Origin of the sequence: Vibrio sp. YT-18 (assembly GCF_033337345.1) — a bacterium.
GTDB lineage: Bacteria > Pseudomonadota > Gammaproteobacteria > Enterobacterales > Vibrionaceae > Vibrio > Vibrio alginolyticus.
Window position 1 is genome coordinate 1 of record NZ_JAWOQO010000265.1, and the last position, 1,052, is coordinate 1,052.

1 protein-coding gene is annotated in these 1,052 nt (G+C 40.7%); it reads left to right on the plus strand.

Annotated features, from left to right (window positions below; genetic code table 11):
- Window positions 1–81 precede the first annotated feature (81 nt).
- The coding region (locus R7M72_RS25870) for a methyl-accepting chemotaxis protein (RefSeq protein WP_318056565.1) at window positions 82–1,052 on the plus strand (971 nt) is incomplete at its 3' end.

Consider the following 1,052-nt stretch of genomic DNA (forward strand, 5'->3'; position numbering starts at 1 on the left):
TATTTGAGACATTAATCACACTATATTTCAAATCTCAGTAATAGACTCCGAGCCTTTCAAACCCCCATTATCAGTGAGTCTATGAAACTTTCTAATTTAAGTATCAAGTATAAAATCAGTGCGCTGATTTTGATCATTTCGTTATCTGTTATCGCTCTCTCCGTTTTCTTTACATCTGAAATCAAGATGATAGAAGGAAAGCTTACCGTATTTTCTGAAACCACCGTACCTAGCGTATTGCTCGTAAAAAATACCGAAATTGAACTCGGAATTTTGAGAAAGGATGAATTCTCTTTATTAACCAATGTGAATCACCCTCAATTCATGGAATGGGTAGCCGGATTAGAAAAATCTGAACAGAAAATTGATAAATATCTAGACCAATATGAGAAAGGACTATGGGATCAACGCGACCGAGACGCTTTCAATAAAGTAAAAAGTGCCTGGGTTAAATACAGTGCGTTTAACAATGAATACGCGAAGTTGCTATTGAATAATAAAATCGATGAAGCAAATGAAACATTGTTAAACGGATTTTCTACATTCACACAATTATCCGATGCGATTCGTGATTTAGTGGAACTAAACCAAACCTACGTACAAGAAGATATTGCCAGCGCTCATGAAGCAGTGCGCAGCGCAATCACCTACAGCATTATTGCTATCGTCGCGCTATTGGCATTGAGTTTTACGCTAGGCCTATTCCTAACCAAACAGATCTGCACACCACTAAATTACGTGGTAAACATGGCGTCGAAAATCGCGTCAGGCGACCTAACTTACCAGCTTCCACGTAACAAAATTGGTCATGATGAGCTTGGCACCTTGGCAGATGCCTGCGTTGATATGCAAGCGAAGTTGCTTACTTTGGTCGACAGTATCTCGTCAACCACAGCTCAAGTAGGCACCGCCATTGAAGAAGTGAGCGCGATTTCCGAACAGACTTCAACAGGCATGGATGAACAACAAGTTCAGCTAAACCTTATCGCAACAGCAATGAACGAAATGCAAGCGACAGTAAATGAAGTCGCCAGCAACACCGAAGCAGCGTC